A 22,540-nucleotide genomic window follows, 5' to 3' on the forward strand; every position below is an offset into this window, starting at 1 on the left:
TCAGTCCCGGCGGCTGAGCGCGGGGGTGCGCCCGGTGCGCTGTTCAAGCGCGCGCACCAGTTCACGCAACGCGGGGCCGACCTCTTGCACGATACGGGAATCGGGCAAATCATGTGGCATGGCCCCGGCGGTGAACGATACCGGTTCGCCGAACTCTTCGGCAAAATAGGGGACACTTACGGCGTTGATCGTACTGGCATATCGTGTGCCCTCCGACGCGTAGGCGAACCCTTGTTCTATCAATTGCGAATATCCCTCCGCCCGGAACCTTCGCATATCCGCTTCGGGCGTCAACTGCTCAAAGCGCTCTTCGCCAAGTGACGCCACGACGGCCATGCCCGACGACGATCCGAACACAGGAATCCGGTGCCCCGGCTCCAGCCAGATGGTCGATGCATTCTGTGGCCGCCATGTGCGCACCAGCATCATTTTCTCGTCGTCGCGCACGGCGACCAGCAANANCGTGCCCGTTTTATCGGCCAGCTCTTGCATGGCGTCGGACACCAAATCCAGAAAGTTCACCGCCACCGANGCGACAGANCCAAGNGCGATNGCNGANGGCCCCAGCCGAAAGCGGTCATTGCGCCCGCCGTGGCTGAGGTAGCCNAGTTCGCACAGCGTATAGGTCAGCCGCGACACCGTAGGCTTGGGCAGCCCCGTCCGGTCGGCAATCTGCGCGTGGGTCAGCCCGCTGTCACTGGCGCGAAAGGCCCGCAATACAGCAAGCCCCCGCGCCAGAGTGTTGGCAAACTTCCTGTCTGTGGTGTCCCCACTCATCGCGCCGCCATAGGAATAAGCAGCGAGATCATCGGGAAGGACATGATCAGCACCAGCACGATCACGTCAACGCTGAGGAAGCGCGTGATACCGGCAAAGATCTTGTCGATCGGAGCCTCTTTGCCCACCACATTGGCGATAACAAAGACGTTCAACCCGACAGGCGGCGTGATCAGCCCGATTTCCAGCAGCTTAATCACCACAACACCGAACCAGATCAGGTTCATGTCATAGCTTTCCACCAGCGGGATCATCAGCGGCAGGGTCAGAACCATGATGCCGATGGGATCAAGGAACATGCCAAGCAACAGATAGATCGCGGCAATCGCCAGCAGCAGGACCACGACTGACAGCTCTGCCTCGGCCACGACGTTCACAATCATCGGGGCAACGTTGGTCAGGGCGATAAAGGCCACAAAGATCTTGGCCCCTGCCGCGATAAAGAAGATCGCTGCGGTCTGGATGCACGTCTCTTTCACCGCGTCCCACAGGCCCTGCAAGGTCAGCTTGCGCTGCGCAAAACCGATCAGCGTCGCCGCGACCACGCAGACAGCCGCCGCTTCGGTCGCCGTAAAGATACCGCCGTAGATACCGCCAATGATCAACACGAACAGCATGACCGCAGGCCAGCTTTCAGCCGCCGCTGCAAAGCGTTCTTTGGCGGAGTAGCGTGTCGCTGTCGAAGGGGCGATTTCGGGCGAACGCCAGACCCAGACGGCAATCACGAGGATAAAGCCCGCCAGCGTCAGCAGCCCCGGCAAAACACCCGCGAGGAACAGCGACGAAATCGAGGTCTCGGTGAAGATACCGTAGATGATGAACAGAACCGACGGCGGGATCAGCGACCCCAGCGTGCCCCCTGCCGCGACCGACGCTGTTGCCAGACGCGGGTCATAACCCATGCGCAGCATCTCGGGCGTACAGATTTTCCCCATGGTCGAGGCACAGGCGATAGAGCTGCCGGTAATGGCCGAAAATCCGCCACAGCCCATGACGCTTGCCATGGCAACACCGCCGGGCAGACGCGTCAGCCAGACCTTGGCCGCGTGGTAGATCTTGGTCGTGATATCCGCGCGATAGGCAATGTGCCCAAGGGCGACAAACAGCGGTATCATCGATAGATCGTAGGAGTGTATCAGGTCAAAGGAGTTCGAGAACACCATCGACGTTGTCGCACGGATGGCACGTTCGGGCATGAAAGTGCCGGTGCGAAAGGCAAAGATAAAGAAGGTCGCAATCGTCGCGACGCTGGCCAGCGCAAAGGCAATCGGCACACGCAGCGCCAACAGGATCAGAACGGCAGCAAAGGCAATCAGCCCGATGGTCGACGCATCCATTACAGCACCTCTTTTTCGGCAACGAGCTCGATTGTGTGGTTTTCTTCGTCCGAGACGATGCCCCCGGACAGGATGGTCCGCACATCGCGGATCGCCAGTTCCGCCAGCCGCAGCCAGCAGGCGGCGATACCGACCACAAACAACAGACGTCCGGGCCATTTGGGCAGGTTCAGGTCACCGTAGAAAAAGCTGCCCTTTTCCCAAACGCTCAGGAATTCGCGGCCGCCGGAATAGATCAGACCGCCCAAGGCGATCATCCCCATGACCGACCCCAGCACAATAAGCCAGGACCGGAGTTTGGGCCCGAACCGGTCGGACACAAAAGCCACACTAACGTGAGCGCGGTTTGCGGTCGCTGCCGCAAGGGGCAGGAGGATGGCCGCAACCATCAGCTCCCGCACCAAAGTGACGCTATCGGGTACGCTAGATGCGAAGACGGCGCGTGCGACCACGTTGGACGTGATCAAGATCCCCAAAAGGATGACCGCAGCCGCGCCCAACCCCAACAGGATTTTCTCAAGTGGTACCAACATGGTCCCTGCTCCTCCCAAAGCTTGTGTTTAATTGTTGTCAGCGGCCCAAGGGTAACCGTTCTCGTCGCGCTCTTGCGTGTATTTGGCGATCAGCGCCTTGTAGTCTTCCAGCAGTTGCTCGCCCGGCAGNCCGGTGCGGTTGGCTGTCTCGACCCACTCGGCCAGATACTTCTCGCCGCCTTCGACCAGCTTGGCGCGCTCTTCCGCGGGCAGNTCGAANACTTCGACNCCTTGCTCTTTCATNGCGGCAATGGCGTTGTCGTTCGCGGTNGTGATCATGCGGCCGAATTCATCGGACAGATCNGCACCGGTTTCCAGCAGCACAGCTTGCTGATCTTCGGACAGCGCATCGAACATGTCTTTGTTCATGAAGATGCCGACGCCGCCAACCTGGCCCCAGTTCAGCAGGGTGTAGTTGTCCATGACTTCGGCCTGCTTCAGCGCGGCAACAGCGTAGGAATACCCTTGGCTACAATCGATCAGACCGGTGTCGAGCCCTTGGTACGCGTCATAGATCGACATGTTGACCATGTTTGCGCCTTCGTCGTCAAAGACCTTACCATAGGCCCCTGTGCCGCGTACTTTCTTGCCGGCGATATCGGCAACCGAACGGATCGCGTCGCCCTTGCAGCCGATGTTCACCTGACTTGTGGTCCATGTCCCGATGTACACGAGGTTCTTTTCAGCCAGGTTTTCCGCAATCGCGGGGTTCGACCGCATCAGTTCGTCCGTGGCGCGCATACCGACCCAGGCGTCTGGGTTGTTCACGGGCAGGTCAGCGATGCCATAGGCGGCCATTTCCTGCGGGTAATACACCGCGATCACCGACCCCATATCCGCCACACCGTCACCGATGGACTGTACAGCCGCGTTCGCCTTGAACAGCGCGCCGCCCCACTGGATGTCGAGGCGCAGATCGTTTTCCGACCGCTCTGCAACCTGGTCGGCGAACCACTGCAACGCGTCTGCACGGGCACCGCGATTCGGGCCCGCTTCGCCGTGGATCAGCACCGTTTCAGCACCGGCAACGGAAGCCGCCACAGTCATTGCAGCAGCGAAAGATAGGTTTTTCAAAAAGGACATGTAATTCCCTCCCAAGAATTGTTTTACCATGCGAAACATCGTTTCACTATGTCTCGGGCGCACACTAGGGAGGGGATATGGAACGTGCAAGCGAAACTTAAAGCGGCGCCGGAATACCGACGCCGCTTACTATTTAACCATTACGTATCAAGTACTTAATTCATATCATGACTTCTCTCGGCGGTACATGAAGCAGCGCCCCTCCACAGCTTCAGGTGGTAAGGGGATTTCGATCAAATTGTCGAAATACATCCGGTCACTGGACACCATGATGCCCCCGACGGCCAATAACGGCTCGATCAAGGGCGAGATTTCACGCGCGAAAGCATCGTTTTTTGCAAGGTTATGCCCGCCAAGATCCGCGTGAATCAGAGCCGCATTCGCACCAAAGCGCGCCCGCGCGGCAGGCAGGGTTTCGTGCACATCGCCCAGGATCAGCTGATGGTCCTCGGGCGTGCTATCGGGATTCGATGCAACCGCGCGCTCAAACACAAAGATATCGCGGTCGGGCATCGTTTCACGGATGTGGTGAAAGGTACGGCCATTGCCCAATCCCAGCTCGAACACCGGGCCCGTCATTGTCTGCGTCAGGGCGGCGGCATGGTCGATACACGCACGCTGTGACACCATACGGTTGATAAATATGTCCAGGCGGCTCATCACGGTTCTCCTTCGGGTTTGGTCGTACTGATGCAACATGGGGACGCCGCCCCGCTTTGTGTACCGCTGACGCTTGGTTTTTGCGCTGCCCCCTAGACGCTTGGGTGTTTATCGGCTTCACTCGATAGGTAATGATCGCTCTGACCCGCTTGGGATGACAATGGCCCCCCTTCTTGAAGTAAATGATCTATCGATCGGTTTCGGCAACGGCCCGTCGGTCGTGGACGGCGTCAGCTTTGCGTTGAACGCGGGCGAGACCCTCGCGCTGGTGGGCGAAAGCGGGTCTGGCAAAACGCTGTCCTGCCGGTCGGTTTTGCGCCTGCTGCCCGATGCGGCACAGATGCGCGGCGGGTCGATCCGGTTCAACGGGGCCGAGGGTGCCGTCAACCTGCTGTCCCTCCCCGCAAAGAAGATGCGCGCCATTCGGGGGGATCGCATCTCGATGATCTTTCAAGAGCCCATGCGGTCGCTATCGCCGCTGCACAGGCTTGGCGATCAGGTCGCCGAAGTGCTGCGTTTGCACCGCAATATGGGACGAAGGGCGGCCAAACGTGCAGTGCTCGAACAGTTTGAGAAGGTCGGCTTTGTCGATCCGCTGCGCGCCTGGAAAAGCTATCCGTTCGAGATGTCCGGCGGGATGCGCCAGCGCGCGATGATCGCTATGGCCATGGTCGCCAAGCCCGAGCTGTTGATCGCGGACGAACCGACGACCGCCTTGGATGTGACGACACAGGCACAGGTGCTCGGGCTGATCCGGTCGTTGCAGGCAGAAACCGGTATGGGTGTGATCCTTGTGACCCATGATCTGGGCGTCGTGGCGAATATGGCGCAGCGTGTCGTGGTGATGAACAAGGGCCGCGTGATGGAACGGGGCGATGCGCAAGACGTGTTGGGCAGCCCTGCCCACCCCTACACTGCCAAGCTCTTCGCCGCCGCCCCGATGATCCCCGCCGTGGCCGCCCCTGCCCCCGCATCCACGAAGCCCGCAGACGATGTGATCCTTGATCTGCGCGACGTGTCCAAGACCTACACCATGCGGGCGGGCGGCTGGCGTAAGCCGGTGTCCGTATCCGCCTGCCAGCACGTTGACCTGCACCTGCCCCGCGGCAAGACGCTGGCGATTGTCGGCGAAAGCGGATCGGGCAAGACCACCTGCGCCCGCATCGCCATGGGGGCCGAACGTCCCGATGCCGGCGGCGAAGTGCTGTTTCGCCCCGACCCCGCCGCCGCACCGCTGGCCGTGCATGATCTGTCGCCCACTGAGCGCACCGCATTTCAACGGCAAGCGCAGATGGTGTTTCAAGACCCGTATTCCTCGCTCAGTCCGCGGATGCGCGTGCAGCAAGCCCTGACCGAACCGATGGAGGTGCACAACATCGGCACCGCCCGCGACCGCCGCGAAAAGGCGGCCGAAATGCTGCGGTGGGTCGGATTGAACCCTGATATGCTTGGCCGTTTCCCGCATGCGTTTTCAGGCGGCCAACGCCAACGGCTGTCCATTGCCCGCGCGCTGACGCTCGACCCGAAGCTGCTGATTTGCGACGAACCCACCTCGGCGCTGGATGTCTCGGTCCAAGAGCAAATTCTGACCCTGCTCGAAGACATCCGCGACCGCGCCAACCTGAGCTACCTATTCATCAGCCACGATCTGGCGGTCGTTGCCCGCATCGCGGACGAGGTCGCGGTTATGCGCGCTGGCGTTATCGTCGAACAGGCCCCGCCCGACACGTTGTTCTACAATCCGCAACACCCCTACACCCGCGCCTTGATCGCGGCACAGCCCGAACCCGACATCAGCCGGCCCATCGATCTTGATCTGGTCGCCAAGGGCGCGGGCTCTCCCATGCTCTGGCCCGAACAGTTCCGCTTTGAAGGCCATCACGCCCCCGCCCTGCGAGAGCTTGAGCCCGGCCATAAGGTACGTTGTCATGCGTAAGTTCTTCCTTGCCCTCGCCGCGACCCTCGCCTTCGCGCCCCTTGCCGCGCATAGCGACGGACCCGTGCTGCAAGAAAGCAGCTTTTGGGCGCAAGAGGTCAATGCCGGCAGCCTGCCTCACGTGCAGGACCGCATCCCGTCAGAGCCGCTGGTCGTCGACCTCGAAGCCAAGGGCCGCAGCTTTGGGCGTCAGGGCGGTACGCTACGCACGTTGATCTCGCGCACCAAGGACGTGCGGCAAATGGTCGTTTACGGCTACGCGCGGCTGGTAGGGTATCAGCCTGACTACACGCTTGCCCCCGATATCCTCGCCGCGGTGGACGTGGAAGAAGGGCGCAAATTTACGCTTCACCTGCGCCCCGGTCACCGCTGGTCAGACGGCATGCTCTTTACCTCGGATGATTTCCGTTACTGGTGGGAAAATGTTGCCAACGACCCGGACATCACCCCCAGCGGGCCGCCGGATTTCATGATCGTGGACAACCGCCTGGGAAAGGTCACCTTCCCCGATGAACATACGGTCGTGTTCGAATGGCAGATCCCCAATCCGAACTTCCTGCCGCTGTTGGCGCAAGCAAGCCCACCGTTCATCTATCGCCCCGCCCACTACCTGTCGCAGTTCCACAAGAAGTTCGCCGATCCCGATGCGCTGGTCGAAAAGATCAAAGCCGCGCGGGTCAAAAGCTGGGCCGCGCTGCACAACAAGCGCGACAATATGTACAAGTTCGACAACCCCGCGCTGCCGACCCTGCAGCCGTGGATCAACACCTCGGACAAGGACAGCTCGCGCAAGCTCTTTGTGCGTAACCCCTATTTCCACCGTATCGACAGCCGCGGCGTGCAGCTGCCCTATATCGACGTGGTGCAGATGACCGTGGTCGGCGGCGGGCTGATCGCGGCCAAGGCCAACGCGGGCGAGGTCGACCTGCAGGCGCGCGGGCTCGATTTCCCCGATGTCGCGATCCTCAAGAAAGGCGAGGCGGACGGCGGCAAATACCGCACCCTGCTTTGGGCCAACGGTGCCGCCAGCCAGATCGCCATCTATCCCAACCTGAACTTCGCCGACCCCGTGTGGCGCGAGGTCATGCGCGACGTGCGTTTTCGCCGCGCCCTGAGCCTCGGCATCGATCGACGCATGATCAACCGCGCGCTCTATTTCGGCCTCGCCAGCGAAGGCGGCATGTCCGCCCTGTCGCAAAGCGCGCTTTACAACGACGACAACACACATGCGTGGTCCATGATGAACCTCGCCCACGCCAACGCGCTGCTGGATGATATGGGTCTGACCGACCGCACCCCCGCAGGGCTCCGCAAGCTTCCCGATGGCCGCCCGATGGAATTCGTGATCGAAACCGCTGGCGAACGCAGCGAGGAAGAAAACGCGCTGGCGATCATCGCGGACACGTGGCGTGATCTGGGCATCCGCCTGATCATGCGCCCGCTGGACCGCGATATCCTGCGCAATCGGATCTATGCGGGGCGGACCATGGCCTCGGTCTGGTTCGGCTGGGACAACGGGCTTCCGGGGCCGTCGACCTCTCCTTCCTATCTGGCACCCACCAATCAGGAATTCTTTGCCTGGCCGATGTGGGGACAATACTACCAAACAGTCGGACAGGCCGGGTCGCCCCCCGATATGCAGCCCGCGAAACGGCTGATGCTGCTGGCAAATGACTGGAACCACACCGACGACCCACAGGTGCGCGAAGACATCTGGAAGCGGATGCTCGCCATCCACGCCGAACAGCAATTCGCCATCGGCGTGCTGGCCGAGGCCCCGCAACCCGTCGTCGTCTCAAACGATCTGATGAATGTACCGGAGCATGGAATCTGGGCCTTTGATCCCGGCGCGCATTTCGGCATTCACCGCATCGACGAATTCTACTTCCAAGACCCCCATGTGCAGGTAAGCCGATGATCTTCCTCCGATACGCCGTGTGGCGTTTCATCACCATGCTACTGACCCTCTGGGTAGTCTCGCTTCTGGTCTTCGTCATCATCAACCTGCCCCCCGGCGACTATCTGTCGAACCAGATCGCCGAGTTGCGCGCGACGGGTCAGGCCGAAGGCGTCGCCAAGGCCGAGTTTCTGCGTCACGAATACGCGCTGGATGAACCGATCTGGAAACAATACCTGATCTGGGTCGGCATGGTGCCGGGGCCGCAAGGGTTTGCCGGCTTGATCCAAGGCAATTTCGGCTGGTCGTTCGAGTTTGACCGCCCCGTGGGCGAAATCGTCGGCGATGCGCTATGGATGACGGTGCTGGTCAATCTCGCCGCCGTATTATTCGTTTATCTTATCGCCTTGCCGCTTGGGGTGCTCGCCGCTGCCAAATCCGAGACCTGGGTCGATTATACCGCCGGTTTTCTGGGCTACCTCGGGCTCGCGACACCGAACTTCCTGCTGGCCCTGATCCTGTTTTACTATGGCCATAAATACTTTGACCTGCCGATTGGCGGGCTTATGGCCCCCGAGCTTGAGGGCCAGCCCATGTCATGGGAGAAAGTACGCTCAGTCCTGCTGCACCTGATCGTTCCGACCTTTGTGATCGGCACCGCCGGNGCCGCCGCGATGATGCAGCGGTTNCGGGCGAATATGCTCGACGANCTTGATAAACCCTATGTGGANACCGCCAAGGCCAAGGGNATGGGCCCCGCGCGNCTGCTGTCGAAATATCCGCTGCGCGTGGCCTTCAACCCCTTTGTCGCGGATATCGGGAACCTGCTGCCTGCAATGGTGTCGGGCTCTGTGCTGGTATCGGTGGTGCTGGGCCTGCAAACCATCGGGCCCTATCTNCTGGTGGCGCTGAAGTCCCAAGACCAGTTCCTCGCGGCGTTCATNCTGATGTTCGTGGCCCTGCTGACGCTGATCGGCACGATGATCTCTGACATGCTGCTGGTCCTGCTTGATCCGCGCATCCGTTACGGGGCACGCAGCTCATGAGCATCCAGCCGGACAACCGCTTTGTCGACACCACNCCCTGGACCGACGACGCCGATCTTTCCGCGCCTGAGCGCGCCGAGATGGACGCCTCTGTCGCGCGGCTCATGTGGCGCAAGTTCCGGCGGCACAAGCTGGCGCTGGTATCCGGGCTGTTTCTGGCCTTCTGCTATCTGATCTTGCCAGTGGCGGGGTTCATCGCGCCCTACACACCAAACGAGCGCAATGCCGAACACATCTACGCGCCACCCCAAAGCATCAATCTTTGGCACGAGGGCAGTTTCATCGGCCCCTTTGTCTACGAGACGACGGGCACTGCGGATCTGGTGAATTTCCGCTGGGNNTACGACACCGATACCAGCAACCCGCGCAAGATTGAGTATTTTTGTAAGGGTGAAACCTACCACCTCTTTGCTGTCATNCCCAGCGACACCCACCTGTTNTGNGCGCCTGACGGGGCGACGGTGTTTCTCTGGGGATCGGATCGGTTGGGGCGCGATGTGTTCAGCCGCATCCTCTATGGCGCGCAGCTNTCCTTGACGGTGGGGTTGATCGGCATCACGGTCAGCTTTGTGCTGGGGATCTTCTTTGGATCGCTGGCCGGTTACTTCGGCGGCAAGACGGACTGGCTGGTCAACCGCGCGATCGAGATTTTGCGGTCCTTGCCAGAGCTCCCGCTCTGGCTGGCACTTTCGGCGGCGGTGCCGTCGAACTGGGGNCCGGTGTCGGTGTTCTTTATCATCTCGATCATCCTCGGCATTCTGGACTGGCCCGGNCTGGCGCGGGCGGTNCGGTCAAAATTCCTGAGCCTGCGTGAAGAGGAATACGTCAAAGCGGCCGAGATGATGGGCGCGTCGCCCGCACGGGTGATCCGCAAACACCTGTTGCCGAATTTCATGTCGCATCTAATCGCCAGCGCGACCTTATCNATCCCGGCGATGATTCTTGGGGAAACCGCGCTTAGCTTCCTCGGGTTGGGTCTACGCGCGCCCGCCGTCAGCTGGGGCGTCATGCTGAATGACGCGCAAAATCTGGCGAGCATCGAAATCTACTGGTGGACCGCCATTCCNATGCTGCCGATCATCGTCGTGGTGCTNGCGTTCAACTTNNTGGGCGATGGTCTGCGCGCAAGNCTTGATCCGTATAAATCCTGACCCANTGGGGCCTTCAGTTCCAAATGGTCTAAATCCCGGGGGGTGCGGGGGGCTGGCCCCCCGCTGCGCCGGGTCAGTACCAGTCGCCCATTTTGACTTCGATCCCCTCGCCGACCATAGCGGCAAAGGCGGCGGGGTCTTGCGTGCCGTCGTCGCGCCCACGGTANTGGTAGGGGTAGACGAANGAGGGTTTGAACGTCGACACCGCAGCCGCGGCCGAGGTCGCGTCCATGGTAAACGGCAGGTTCATACAGACAAACGCCAGATCGATATTCTCTAGCGCCAGCATCTCCGGCGTCGCTTCGGTATCGCCCGAGATATACACGCGGAAATCACCGAGGTTCACGATATAGCCGTTGTCACGCCCCTGCGGGTGGAACTGCTTGCGTTCTTCGGTGGTGTTATAGGCGGGGATCGCCTCGATCGAGACCTCGTTGAACATCGCCTGCTCGCCATTGGCCAGTGCATTCGCCTTGGCCTTCAGCGCCTCGGGAAGCATGTCGAAAACGGCAGGATTGGTAAGGATCTGCGTGTTTTCGCCCACCACACCGGCCAGTGTTTCGGCGTTATAGTGATCGCCNTGCTCGTGGGTGATCAGGATCAGATCGGGGGTGGCAAAATCGCTGTAGTTGGCGACCTCGCCCACGGGATCGCAGTAGATCACGCCGGCTGGCGTCTCCATCACAAAGGACGCGTGGTCGATGGGGTGCACTTTGACCTCGCCGCCGGTCATGGGGAACATATTACCGCCGTGCGCCGCGGCTTGCGCGGCATAAGGCAGTAGCGTCACAACCCCGGCGGTGGCGGCGGTGGTCGTCAGGAATTGGCGTCTGGACTGTTTCATGGGAATTCTCCTGTTGCAGGTGNNGATGATGCTAGCGCCCGCCGCCGCCGTTTCAATGTCACAACTGCGCGAGACAAGGCTATCGGTCGTCNCCGCCCGGTTCCGGGCCGGTTTGTGCCTCTTCTTCCAGCGATGCCTGCGCCGCTGCGGTCACCGCATCGCGTTCCTCGTCGCTCAGGTCTTTGACCTTGCCGTCGGCCAGACGCACAGTGACCTCCCGATGGGCAAAACGGATTCCTTCGCGCTCGAACAAGGCTCGGATTTCCTCATAGACCTTCTTGCGCACCAGCCATTGATCCCCCGGTTTGGTCATGAACTTGACTCGGATGATCATCGCGGAATCCTGCATTTCAATCACGCCCTGCGATTTCAGCGGCTGGATAAAGTTGTCGCCGATCACCGGATCATCCAGCAGCGCGATGCCAAGCTTTTTGATCAGCTTGCGAACGCGTTCGACATCGGTGTCATAGGTCACCCGCAACGGCAGCTTCATGATCACCCAGTCGCGGCTGTAGTTGGTCATCACCTGCAGCTCGCCAAAGGGAATGGTGTGCAGCGCGCCCAGATGGTGGCGCAGCTGGAACGACCGGACCGAGATTTTCTCGACCGTGCCCTTCACGCCGCCCACATCAAGGTATTCCCCCTTGCGGAAGGCATCGTCGAACAGAAAGAACGCGCCGGCAAAGATATCGCGCACCAGCGCCTGACTGCCAAAGCCGACGGCAACACCGACGATCCCTGCGCCGGCGAACAGCGGGCCGACATTNATCCCGAATTCCATCAACACGATNAGGGCGATGGTCACGATCAGAACGATCAGGACAAAGTTGCGAAACAGCGGCAGCAGCGTTGCCAATCGGCTGGCAGAGGACGCGCCGCTGCCTTCGTCGCCNAGTTCNGCCTCGGGCTGGTCGGCGGTTTCGGCCTCGATCTTGCTGTCGATCCAGATGCGGAANGCGTGATAGACGACGTAGCCGATAAACAGGATCACCATCACGTCCAGCAGCTTGTCCGCNTGGCTTTCGACCATCAANGTTGCCTCTGTGTCCCAGATATAGAAGAACGCATAGGCCCCCGTAACAAAGGCGAGGATACCGGCCACGCGCCGCGCCAGACCTTCAAAGCTGGTGAGACTTTGGCGTGGCACCATTGCGGCCTGTCTGTCAGCCTCGTCCAGCGACATGGTGTCATCCGCTTGCGCTGTGCCGGCGGCCTCGGGCGCGTCCTCGTCCAGGGCGGCATCAGCGCGCTTCTCGCGGCGCAGCTCGTTCAGGCGGCGCATCATGCGCGCGCGGGCAAAACCGCGTTCAATAGCATAGTTGATCACNCCGTAGACCACGATGATCGACACCAGAATACCATAGGCCCCCGCGATCAGAGGCACGGAGCTCGGGTTCTCGAGCACCAGATCATAGGTCAGTTCGAACCAGGCAAAAATCGCATAGGCCACCACCAGCGGTGCCCAGGCCCGCGACATAAANCGCCCCACGGCGCTGCATTCCGACGCGGGCTTGCCCTGCCGCAGCGCGTTTGAAATGGGGCGGCGGTTGACCCAGATCATCAGAATATTNGCCACGACGATCGCCGCCGACATCAGGGAGGCGATGAAAGCATAGACATCATAATTCAGCCCCAGTTCAGCGATCCAGATACCGAACAGGATCGCGACGGTATCAAGGCTTGCCATCATCCACAGCCAGCGGTGCAGGCGTTTGGCGTCGCGGTCGCTGAACACAGGGATGCGGTATTGCGACAGGAAGGGTGACAGGATCATCCGCCACAGGCCCGCGGCCACGCGACAGACGAAATAGCCGATGTTGATCAGCGTGACAGTGAACTGGATCGCCGTGTCTTCAAGCGGTCCAAACAGCAGCGTGCCCAGAATATAGGCCACCACCATCGACACNAGAACGCCGATGATCCCCATGAAAAACCGAAACACCAGAAACGGCATCTTTTCGGTATAGCCGACGGGGTTCGCCTGCACTTTGGCGGTGACGAAGCCGCGTGCCATTCGCTTGCCGAACAGCTCTACCTCGACCACGGCCCCGACGGCAAACAGCGCGAGCGCCACCAGCAGCGTCTCACCAAAGGCCCAAAGCGTGCCGTCCGGGCTGGCGGCCCGCAGAATATAGATCACCTCGTTGATCGCGTCGGGCAACTGCACGATGCGTTCGATCAAGGCAGTGCGGAACTGGTTGCCCCGTTCTTGCAGGTGCATCAGCGCAGAGGTTTCCTTGGCCAGCGCCGCCTCTTGCCGGTCNNCCTCGNNCGGTTGGGCAGATGCGGNCTGGTTCAACAANTGGCCCNCGCTATCGACCACCACCNCGCTCACCCCGCTTTCAGCGGCTTGTCTGATGACCTCTTGCAGACGTGCGGCGTCGCCTTCTGCATCGCTGACGGCAGTTTCCTGCGCTGTTGGCAAAAGGGACAGAACCCCTTGCGCCGTCGCGGCGTTGGCAAAGGGCAAGACCCACAGCGACAAAAGAAGGGTGAAGATGAAATGCCGCATATGTCCTCGCTCATGGCCTTGGGGAACAGTCTTGAGACGCTAAGCCACCCCCGGTGCCATTGCAATCTTAACCCCCCGGCCCCACCTACTCCCCCTGACGATGAACCGCGAAGGACGCCGAATATGACACGCGCCGCATCTTCCCACGGGCTTGGCCCGCTCAAACGCCGGTTTTCGCAGCCTATTCAGGGGCGGCGACGGCGGAAGGTGCTGAAATGCATGACATGTTCACCATAGATGCCTAAGGTATTCTTATTGGGCTGTTCGACCGGCAGACCAAGGTGATTTGAGTGTATTCGGTTTCTGGGTGCATCGGGCGGGACGGGTTCACCTGCCTTTGACAATAAACGCTTTCTAGCCGCCAGACTGATAGGTGCGGCCAAGGATATTTGACTAAGTTAGGATCGGCCCATGCGCCAAACGGTCTCGAACAACGCCCGCAATGGCAAACCAGCGCGGCGGGTGCTTTTCTATAGCCACGACACCTTTGGATTGGGCCACTTACGGCGGTCGCGCGCACTGGCTGCCGCCTTGATGGACGGGGACGAAGATGCCTCGGCCATCATCCTGACCGGATCCCCCGTCGCGGGGCGTTTCACCTTTCCCAAAGGCGTCGACCACATCCGCCTTCCCGGCGTGACGAAGCTGGCCGACGGCAGCTATGTGGCGCAAACGCTTGGCCTTGATATCGACGAGGTCACCTCTCTGCGGGCCGGTCTGATCCGCACCGCGATCGAGGAATACACCCCCGATCTGCTGATCGTGGATAAAGAGCCGACGGGCTTTCGCGGGGAACTGCTGCCCAGCCTTGACTGGCTGCGCGAGAATGGCACCACCAAAGTCGTTCTGGGCCTGCGCGACGTGCTGGACGAACCCGAGGTGCTGGCCGCCGAATGGGAACGCAAGGGCGCGGTTGAAGCGACCGAGAAATACTATGACGAGATTTGGGTCTACGGCATGCGCGATGTGTATGACCCGACCAAGGGGCTGCCCCTGTCGCAGGCGACCCACGACCGGATGCATTGGACCGGCTACCTGCGCCGCGAGGCCCCGGACGAAACGCCCCCCGCCGAAGAGCCCTATGTGCTGATTACCCCCGGCGGCGGCGGGGACGGTGCCGCGATGGTGTCGCTGGTGCTGGACGCCTACGAGCAAGACCCCGACCTGACGCCAAAAGCCAAGTTGATCTACGGCCCCTTCCTGTCCGGCGATGTCCGCGACGCCTTTGACGCGCGGGTGGCCAAGCTGGGCGGGCGGGTGACCGCGCTTGGCTTTGATAGCCGGATCGAACAGCTTTATGTCGGGGCTGAAGGCGTGGTTTGCATGGGCGGCTACAACACCTTCTGCGAGGTGCTGTCTTTTGACAAACGCGCCGTCATCGTGCCGCGCACCGTGCCCCGGTTGGAACAATGGATCCGTGCCAGCCGCGCCGAAGAGCTGGGGCTTGTCCGCATGCTGGAAGAAACCCGTGATGGCATGACACCGCAGGCGATGATCGCCGCAATCCGCAACCTGCCGCATCAGAACAAACCCTCGCAAGCCGGTGCAGACGGGCTGCTGGACGGGCTTGACGTGGTGGTTGAACGGGGCCGCGCCCTGATGGGCGGTGGCGCATGACCGACACCCCCGCCCCTCTCGCCATTGTGGTCAAAGGCTGGCCGCGCCTGTCCGAGACCTTCATCGCACAAGAACTTGTCGCCCTTGAAGAAGCCGGTCTGCGCTTCGACATCTGGTCGCTGCGCCACCCGACCGATACGAAAACCCACCCGTTGCACGACCGGCTACAAGCGCGCGTGCGCTATTTGCCGGAATACCTGCGCGACGATCCCGAACGTGTGGCCGCAGCACAAGAAGCCGCGAAAGCCATGCCCGGCTACGACGCGGCATGGGAAGTTTTCCAACAAGACCTCTTGCGCGATGACACCCCTAACCGCCGTCGCCGCTTTGGGCAGGCCTGCGTCATGGCACATGAGCTACCCGCCGAGACCCGCGGCATCTATGCGCATTTCCTGCACACCCCGTCCTCGGTCGCGCGCTATGCCGCGATCCTGCGGGGCCTGCCGTGGAGCTTTTCTGCCCACGCCAAGGACATCTGGACCTCGCCCGAATGGGAGTTGCGCGAAAAGCTGGAGCCCGCCAGCCACGGTGCCGCCTTTGGCGCCACCTGCACGGACTTTAACGCGCAACATCTGCGTAAGCTAACCTCCGCCCCAGACCGGATCGATCTGGTCTATCACGGGCTGGATTTGGCGCGTTTCCCCGAACCGCCAACCCGGGTCCAACGCGCCAAAAGCGACCCGTTCCAGATGATGTCTGTCGGGCGCATGGTCGAGAAGAAGGGCTTTGACAACCTGATCGACGCGCTGGCGCTGCTGCCGAACGAGTTTGACTGGCACTGGACCCATATCGGCGGCGGCGACCTGTCGGAACCGATGAAAGCACGCGCAGAAACGCACGGGATCAACGACCGGATCACATGGCGCGGGGCCTGCGACCAGCCAGAGGTGATCGCGGCCATGCGCGCCGCCGATCTGTTCGTGCTGCCCTCGCGCATTGCCAAGGACGGTGACCGTGACGGGCTGCCCAATGTGCTGATGGAAGCGGCAAGCCAGAAGCTTCCGCTGCTCAGCACGCCCGTATCCGCCATCCCCGAGTTCATCACCAGCGGCACCACCGGCGTGCTAAGCGACGATGCCCCCGCCGCCCTTGCCGAGGCGATGCAGTGTTTTGCGGAGGATCCATCGCTTGGCCCTCGGCTGGCCGAGGCCGCCCACGACCGCCTGCATGCAGAGTTCACCATGGCCCCCGGCATTCGCCAGCTACACAAGCGGCTGACGGCGATGCTGGCACAGGGCGGCTGATGCGGCTTGCGTTCTACGCTCCGTTAAAGTCGCCTGATCATCCGGTACCCTCGGGGGATCGGGCGATCGCGCGTGGGCTGATGACTGCCCTGCAACGGGGGGGCGCGACGGTTACAGTCGCCAGCACCCTGCGCAGCCGCGACGGAGCGGGCGACAGCGCGGCGCAGACCCTGCTGTTCAATGCTGCCGAGGCCGAAGTGCCCCAAGCCATCGTCCGCGGTCGTACCGAAGGCTGGCAGGCGTGGATCACCTATCATAACTATTACAAGGCCCCCGACCTGATCGGCCCCGCCGTTGCCCGCGCCCTTGGCATCCCCTATCTGCTGGTCGAATCCAGCCGCGCGCGCAAACGGCTGACAGGCCCGTGGGCCGGTTTCGCCCAAGCTGCCGAGGCCGCAAGCGACGCGGCGGATGTGATCTTTTACCTCACGCACCGCGATGCCGAAACGCTGCGCCGCGATCAGACCGCGGGGCAGCGGCTGGTGCATCTACCGCCGTTTCTCGCACAGGACGCTTTGCCTCTGCCGTCCGCGCTGGATGGCCCGATGCTGGCTGTCGGTATGCTGCGCGACGGGGATAAACGCGCCTCGTATCAGATCACCGCAGATACGCTGGCCCTGCTGCCAGCAGACAGCTGGCGGTTGGATATCGCGGGTGACGGCCCCGCCCGCACCGAGATAGAGACGATGATGGCCCCCTTTGGCGATGCGGTTCGGTTTCTTGGGGAGCTTGATGCGACCGCCATGGCCGCCGCCTACCGTCATGCATCGCTGCTGTTCTGGCCCGGGGTAAACGAAGCCTTTGGCCTCGCCTATCTGGAGGCGCAGGCCGCGGGCCTGCCCGTCGTGGCCCAAGACCGCCCCGGCGTGCGCGATGTGCTGGCCCCCGGCCCCTATCCCGCGCCGGAAAGCGGCACTGCCCCGCTTGCCGCACAGATCACAGCGCTGCTGTCGGATGCCACCCTCCGCCACACACGCGCCCAAGCCGCCCGCGATTTTGTTGCGCAACATCATCTGCTTCCCACTGCCACCGCGACGTTGCTGGCGGGGTTGGAAAGCTGCGGGGTGCGCCCGTGATCCGGCTTGCCCTGCTCCGCCACGGGCACACGAGCTGGAACCGTGCGGGCCGCATTCAGGGGCGCACGGATATCCCGCTGGATGATGACGCCCGCGCCGGTCTGGCGGCACTGGCATTGCCAGCACCTTGGGACCGTGCCGATCTTGTGTCGAGCCCCCTGTCTCGCGCCGCTGAAACCGCCCGATTGGTCGCAGACCGCGCGCCGAAAACCGCGCCCGCGCTGATGGAGATGGACTGGGGCAAGTGGGAAGGGCTGCACGGCGTAGAGCTTAAGGCAGACCCCGCCAGCGGGTTCCGCGATATCGAGGATTGGGGCTGGGGCTACACCCCACCCGGCGGCGAAAGCCCCGACAGCCTGCGCGCACGGCTGATCCCTTGGGCCAACGGCTTGACGCGCGACACTGTCGCCGTCTGCCATATCGGCGTGATGCGTGTTTTGCTGGCCCATGCGACCGGCTGGGATTTCGCTGGCCCCGCCCCCTTTCAGATCAAGCGCAACCGCTTATATCTGCTGGATATTTCGCCCAAGGGCTGGGCCGCCCAGCCTGATCCCATCCGACTGGAGCCGCGCTTATGAAGGTCAGCATCGTCGTCACGCATCTGCTGGGCACCGGCCATCTGGCCCGCGCCTTGACCCTTGGTCGCGCCTATGGGGCGGCGGGGCATGATGTGCAGGTCGTCTCGGGCGGGATGCCCGCACCGCAGTTGAACAGCGACGGCGTTGACATGGTGCAACTGCCGCCGCTGCGCTCTGACGGCGTGGATTTCGCACGGCTGCTGGATGAAGACGGTGCGGTCGCCTCTGAAGCGTTGAAGGCCGCGCGGCGCGAGATGCTGATCGCCCACATCCAGACCCGCGCCCCCGATCTGCTGATCACCGAGTTGTTCCCCTTTGGGCGCCGCACCCTCAAGGCAGAGTTCATGGCCCTGCTTGACGCCNCAGNTGCCCTGCCCACGCGCCCGCTGGTCTGCGCATCGGTACGCGATATCCTCGCGCCGCCATCCAAACCCGCNAAGGCGCAGCTGGCCGATGATCTGGTTGCGCAGTATTACGATGCGGTGCTGGTCCATGCGGACGAGGCCGTGACGCCGCTCTCGCTCAGCTGGCCGGTGTCNGNCGCGATGCAGGNCAAGCTGCGCTATACCGGTTTCGTNGCACCGCNCCCNGCCAGCCCCCATCCNGACCGGCTTGGCGCGGGCGAGATTATCGTCAGCGCNGGGGGCGGNGATGTGGGCGCGCATGTGTTCGACACCTGCCGCGCCGCGGCCGCGCGTGATGCGGGGCNGGTCTGGCGCTTGCTGCTNGGGGGGCAGGATGCGGNCGCACGCAGCGCCGCGCTGATGCAGNATGCCCCCGCGAATGTGGTGATCGAACCGGCGCGCCCCGAATTCCGCCAGATGCTGTATCACGCCGCCGCCTCTGTCTCTTTGTGCGGCTACAATACCGCGCTGGATGTGCTGCAAAGCGGGGTGCGGGCGCTGTTTGTCCCCTTTGACGCCGGCAACGAGGTGGAACAGGGGCTGCGCGCCGATGCGCTGTCCGCGCTANCGGGGATCGAGGTGCTGCGCAGCGCTGATCTGACACCGGACAGGTTGCTATCCGCCTTGGCANCNCTGCACGCCGCCCCGACCCGGCCTGCGCAGACAGACGGGTTTGACGGGGCCGCGAGGACGGTCACCCTGACCGAGACGATGCGAAAGGGCACGCGATGACCGTGGATTGGNCCNNTCTTGACGCCGAGCTTGCNNTATGGCGNNCAGANGGATTGCNCCTGCCGATCTGGTGGCGCGATGATGATGCCATCGCCCCAACCCCCGCGCTGGATCGCCTTGCCGCANTGGCNGAGGATCTGTCCCTGCCCGTGCATATCGCCGTGATCCCTAAACATGCAGAACCCGCGCTTGCCGCCTATAGCAAGGACCGTCCGCTGATCCGTCCGCTGGTGCATGGCTGGCAGCATATCAGCCACGCGCCNGACGGGGCGAAAAAGGNAGAGTTCGGACACCCGCGCCCCGANGCGGCCCACGAGNTNGCCCAAGCGCTGAACCGGATGCAACAGCTTTTCGGCGACGACCTGCTGCCGATCTTTGTGCCGCCGTGGAACCGGTTGGACGATGGGTTGCTGCCGGTGCTGGCAGACGCAGGCTATGTCGGGGTGTCGACCTATCTGCCGCGGNANAACCGGATTGCCGCCCCGGGGCTGGTGCAGATCAACACCCATATCGACCCGATTTTCTGGCGCGGCACTCGCAGCCTTGTGCCGCCGGACACGCTGATTGCGGATATCACCAAACTGCTGCAGGACCGCCGCAAAGGGCTGACGGATCCGCAGGAACCCTTGGGGTTTCTGACCCACCACCTGGTGCATGACGAAGATATCTGGGGGTTCACCCACGCTTGTCTGGCGCGGCTGCTGGACGGTGGGGCGGTGCCTGCACAGATGACANNGCTGCCCTGACCTTTGGTGTCATTCAACGAAAAAGGGGCGCATGAAGCGCCCCTTTTGGAATAATCGTCTTAGCTGTCCATCTTCAAGGCAGAGATAAATGCCTCTTGCGGGATGTCGACCTTGCCGAACTGGCGCATTTTCTTCTTACCCGCCTTCTGTTTATCCAACAGCTTGCGTTTCCGCGAGGCATCGCCGCCGTAGCATTTCGCGGTCACATCCTTGCGCATCGCCGATAGGGTTTCGCGCGCGATCACCTTGCCGCCGATGGCCGCCTGAATAGGGATCTTGAACATGTGACGCGGGATCAGATCCTTNAGCTTTTCAACCATNGCNCGGCCNCGCATTTCGGCNCGGTCGCGGTGCACCATNGTGCTNAGCGCATCNACAGGTTCGTCGTTGACCAGAATAGACATCTTGACCAACGCATCCTCGCGGTAGCCAATCATCTGATAGTCGAACGAGGCATAGCCCTTGGTCACCGACTTCAACCGGTCATAGAAGTCGAAAACCACTTCGTTCAACGGCAGATCATAAACAACCATCGCGCGGCTGCCCGCATAGGTCAGGTCCATCTGGATGCCGCGGCGGTCCTGACACAGCTTGAGCACGTCACCAAGATAGTCATCCGGCACAAGGATGGTCGCCTTGATGCGCGGTTCTTCGATGTGGTCCACGAAGGTCAGGTCGGGCATGTCGGCGGGGTTGTGCAACTGCTCGACCGTGCCGTCTTTCATGTGGATGTCATAGATAACCGACGGCGCGGTGGTAATCAGGTCGATGTCATACTCGCGCTCGATCCGGTCACGAATGACTTCAAGGTGCAGCAGGCCAAGGAAGCCGCAGCGGAAGCCGAACCCCAAGGCGGCGGATGTTTCCATCTCGAAGCTGAAAGACGCGTCGTTCAGCGCCAGCTTTTCAATACTGTCGCGCAAGTCTTCGAACTCGGCGGCGTCCACTGGGAACAGACCACAGAACACCACGGGCTGCGCTGGCTTAAAGCCCGGCAGCGGGGTCTCGGTGCCCTTTTTCTCGTGGGTGATCGTATCCCCGACCCGCGTGTCGCGGACCTGTTTGATCGATGCGGTCAGAAACCCGATCTCGCCGGGGTTGAGGCTGTCGATCTCGGTCATGGCGGGACGGAAAACGCCGATACGGTCGACGTGGTGCACCGACCCGTTCTGCATCATGCGGATGCGGTCGCCTTTTTTCAGCTGACCATCCATGATCCGCACCAGAACGATCACGCCCAAATAGCTATCATACCATGAATCGACCAACATCGCCTTGAGCGGCGCGTCCTGCGTGCCGGTAGGCGCGGGCAGCTTATGCACGATGGCTTCAAGCGTTTCGACAATGCCCTGCCCGGTTTTCGCAGACACCTGAATGGCTTCGGATGCATCGATCCCGATCACATCCTCGATCTGCTCGGCCACGCGGTCGCAGTCCGACGCAGGCAGGTCGATCTTATTCAGCACCGGCACGATCTCGTGATCCGCGTCAATCGCGTGATACACGTTGGCGAGCGTCTGCGCCTCTACGCCTTGGGTGCTGTCCACGACCAGCAGCGATCCTTCGACCGCGCGCATGGAGCGAGAGACCTCGTAGGCAAAGTCGACGTGACCGGGGGTGTCGATCAGATTGAGGATATATTCCTCGCCGTTTTGGGCGGTGTAGTTGATCCGCACCGTCTGGGCCTTGATCGTGATCCCGCGCTCGCGCTCGATATCCATCGAGTCGAGCATCTGCGCTTTCATATCGCGCAGGGAAACGGTGTTCGTCTCTTGGATCAGGCGATCGGCGAGCGTGGATTTACCATGATCGATGTGCGCGACGATGGAGAAATTGCGGATATGTGAAAGTGGTGTCATGAGGCAAGGATATGGTGCGGATTCAAGCGCTGGTCAATGGGCTGGATCGCCTGCTCCCCTTGATCCTTAGGGCATTTGACGCGCGTCGGCGGATTTACCTGCATTCTGATCGCAAACGTCAAAGGGGGGATGCGATTTTTTCGCGGTCACCTGCCATGCAGAAACCGCATACCGCCGCCAGCACCAATATATCAAGGCGCTTGGCGGTACTGCGCGGTACCGCCCCCTTTAGCAATGTTGCAACACCGGCATTTCGTATGGCTGCCTTATGGTTTTATCCCGCGGGCGGCGGCGTTAGATCGGCCTTCTCAAATGGTCTGCACCCTTGCAGATCGGGCGAATAAGGAATTTTGAGATGAAGATGAAACTGAATCGCCCCGAGTTTGTCGGAGACCATCAACTTAAGTAAGGATGACGGTTATGACAAAAAGCAAAATGGCAAATCGCTATTCACCTGAGGTTCGCGCGCGTGCGGTCCGGATGGTCTTCGAGCATCAAGGCTCATACG

Annotated in this window: 17 protein-coding genes; 9 read left to right on the forward strand and 8 right to left on the reverse strand. The window is 61.7% G+C overall.

Features of this window, described 5'->3' with window-relative positions; translation table 11 throughout:
• From CBB63_RS11860 to CBB63_RS11880, 5 genes are all read right to left on the reverse strand, one after another.
• Positions 1 to 777, reverse strand: a complete 777-nt coding sequence (locus CBB63_RS11860; protein ID WP_286699298.1) for an IclR family transcriptional regulator — start codon at positions 775 to 777, stop codon at positions 1 to 3.
• Positions 774 to 2,114 carry a TRAP transporter large permease gene (locus tag CBB63_RS11865; RefSeq protein WP_005851928.1) on the reverse strand — a complete coding sequence of 447 codons (1,341 nt, stop codon included), beginning with the start codon at positions 2,112 to 2,114 and terminating at the stop codon, positions 774 to 776. Before CBB63_RS11865 ends, CBB63_RS11860 begins: the two co-directional genes overlap by 4 nt.
• Positions 2,114 to 2,647: a TRAP transporter small permease gene (locus CBB63_RS11870; protein WP_005851926.1), complete on the reverse strand. Its 534-nt coding sequence runs from the start codon at positions 2,645 to 2,647 to the stop codon at positions 2,114 to 2,116. Before CBB63_RS11870 ends, CBB63_RS11865 begins: the two co-directional genes overlap by 1 nt.
• A gap of 27 nt (positions 2,648 to 2,674) precedes the next feature.
• On the reverse strand, positions 2,675 to 3,769 hold the full coding sequence (locus CBB63_RS11875) for a C4-dicarboxylate TRAP transporter substrate-binding protein (protein ID WP_502695910.1): 1,095 nt from the start codon (positions 3,767 to 3,769) through the stop codon (positions 2,675 to 2,677).
• 126 nt (positions 3,770 to 3,895) lie between these two features.
• A complete protein-coding gene (locus CBB63_RS11880; RefSeq protein WP_009826237.1) occupies positions 3,896 to 4,390 on the reverse strand; it encodes a class I SAM-dependent methyltransferase in 495 nt (164 codons plus the stop codon).
• 160 nt (positions 4,391 to 4,550) lie between these two features.
• On the opposite strand from CBB63_RS11880, the gene CBB63_RS11885 reads away from it, so the two are divergent.
• From CBB63_RS11885 to CBB63_RS11900, 4 genes are all read left to right on the forward strand, one after another.
• Positions 4,551 to 6,326: an ABC transporter ATP-binding protein gene (locus CBB63_RS11885; RefSeq protein ID WP_286699300.1), complete on the forward strand. Its 1,776-nt coding sequence runs from the start codon at positions 4,551 to 4,553 to the stop codon at positions 6,324 to 6,326.
• A complete protein-coding gene (locus CBB63_RS11890; protein ID WP_286699301.1) occupies positions 6,319 to 8,244 on the forward strand; it encodes an ABC transporter substrate-binding protein in 1,926 nt (641 codons plus the stop codon). Before CBB63_RS11885 ends, CBB63_RS11890 begins: the two co-directional genes overlap by 8 nt.
• Positions 8,241 to 9,269 (forward strand): ABC transporter permease, encoded by a 1,029-nt coding sequence (locus CBB63_RS11895; RefSeq protein ID WP_286699302.1) that lies wholly within the window; start codon positions 8,241 to 8,243, stop codon positions 9,267 to 9,269. The genes CBB63_RS11890 and CBB63_RS11895 overlap by 4 nt, the downstream gene beginning before the upstream one ends.
• Positions 9,266 to 10,420 (forward strand): ABC transporter permease, encoded by a 1,155-nt coding sequence (locus tag CBB63_RS11900; RefSeq protein ID WP_286699303.1) that lies wholly within the window; start codon positions 9,266 to 9,268, stop codon positions 10,418 to 10,420. The genes CBB63_RS11895 and CBB63_RS11900 overlap by 4 nt, the downstream gene beginning before the upstream one ends.
• 73 nt (positions 10,421 to 10,493) lie before the next feature.
• Here the strand turns inward: CBB63_RS11900 and CBB63_RS11905 are convergent, their stop codons facing one another.
• Together CBB63_RS11905 and CBB63_RS11910 are read right to left on the reverse strand one after the other, a co-directional pair.
• On the reverse strand, positions 10,494 to 11,264 hold the full coding sequence (locus tag CBB63_RS11905) for an MBL fold metallo-hydrolase (protein WP_286699304.1): 771 nt from the start codon (positions 11,262 to 11,264) through the stop codon (positions 10,494 to 10,496).
• Positions 11,265 to 11,343: 79 nt separating this feature from the next.
• Complete coding sequence (locus tag CBB63_RS11910; RefSeq protein ID WP_286699305.1) at positions 11,344 to 13,776, reverse strand: mechanosensitive ion channel family protein; 2,433 nt, start codon at positions 13,774 to 13,776, stop codon at positions 11,344 to 11,346.
• A 411-nt stretch (positions 13,777 to 14,187) separates the two neighbouring features.
• Here CBB63_RS11910 and CBB63_RS11915 point away from each other — a divergent pair, with 411 nt between their 5' ends.
• From CBB63_RS11915 to CBB63_RS11935, 5 genes are read left to right on the forward strand one after another with little or no spacing between them, the layout of a single operon-like run.
• The gene (locus CBB63_RS11915; protein ID WP_286699306.1) at positions 14,188 to 15,393 is read left to right on the forward strand and encodes a glycosyltransferase family protein; all 1,206 of its coding nucleotides are present in this window, start codon (positions 14,188 to 14,190) and stop codon (positions 15,391 to 15,393) included.
• Positions 15,390 to 16,637 carry a glycosyltransferase family 4 protein gene (locus tag CBB63_RS11920; protein WP_286699307.1) on the forward strand — a complete coding sequence of 416 codons (1,248 nt, stop codon included), beginning with the start codon at positions 15,390 to 15,392 and terminating at the stop codon, positions 16,635 to 16,637. Before CBB63_RS11915 ends, CBB63_RS11920 begins: the two co-directional genes overlap by 4 nt.
• Entirely contained in the window at positions 16,637 to 17,713 is a 1,077-nt protein-coding gene (locus tag CBB63_RS11925; RefSeq protein WP_353744265.1) for a glycosyltransferase family 4 protein, read from the forward strand. The genes CBB63_RS11920 and CBB63_RS11925 overlap by 1 nt, the downstream gene beginning before the upstream one ends.
• Positions 17,710 to 18,291 (forward strand): histidine phosphatase family protein, encoded by a 582-nt coding sequence (locus CBB63_RS11930; protein WP_286699308.1) that lies wholly within the window; start codon positions 17,710 to 17,712, stop codon positions 18,289 to 18,291. Before CBB63_RS11925 ends, CBB63_RS11930 begins: the two co-directional genes overlap by 4 nt.
• The gene (locus tag CBB63_RS11935; protein WP_286699309.1) at positions 18,288 to 19,427 is read left to right on the forward strand and encodes a glycosyltransferase family protein; all 1,140 of its coding nucleotides are present in this window, start codon (positions 18,288 to 18,290) and stop codon (positions 19,425 to 19,427) included. The genes CBB63_RS11930 and CBB63_RS11935 overlap by 4 nt, the downstream gene beginning before the upstream one ends.
• A gap of 805 nt (positions 19,428 to 20,232) precedes the next feature.
• On the opposite strand, the gene lepA is transcribed toward CBB63_RS11935, so the two are convergent.
• Positions 20,233 to 22,032, reverse strand: a complete 1,800-nt coding sequence (lepA, locus tag CBB63_RS11945) for a translation elongation factor 4 (RefSeq protein WP_237278520.1) — start codon at positions 22,030 to 22,032, stop codon at positions 20,233 to 20,235.
• Positions 22,033 to 22,540: the final 508 nt, after the last annotated feature.

It is taken from the genome of Sulfitobacter sp. TMED3 (genome assembly GCF_002167505.1).
GTDB classification, from domain to species: domain Bacteria; phylum Pseudomonadota; class Alphaproteobacteria; order Rhodobacterales; family Rhodobacteraceae; genus Sulfitobacter; species Sulfitobacter pontiacus.